1 rRNA gene is annotated in these 261 nt (G+C 52.5%); it reads right to left on the reverse strand.

Annotation, left to right across the window (positions count from 1 at the left end):
• A 23S ribosomal RNA gene (locus I6E24_RS16925) occupies positions 1–261 on the reverse strand; the annotation flags it as partial.

Consider the following 261-nt stretch of genomic DNA (forward strand, 5'->3'; position numbering starts at 1 on the left):
CGCTTATTGGTGCGGACCTCCATCTGGTGTTACCCAGACTTCATCCTGGCCAAGGGTAGATCACTTGGTTTCGCGTCTACTACCGCTGACTTGACGCCCTCTTCAGACTCGCTTTCGCTTCGGATCCGGGTCTCGTGACCCTTAACCTTGCCAACGACAGTAACTCGTAGGTTCATTATGCAAAAGGCACGCTGTCACTCCTGAAAGGAGCTCCAACCGCTTGTAGGCGCACGGTTTCAGGTACTATTTCACTCTTCTGTT

Origin of the sequence: Bacteroides caecigallinarum, assembly GCF_021530995.1 — a bacterium.
GTDB lineage: Bacteria > Bacteroidota > Bacteroidia > Bacteroidales > Bacteroidaceae > Phocaeicola > Phocaeicola faecigallinarum.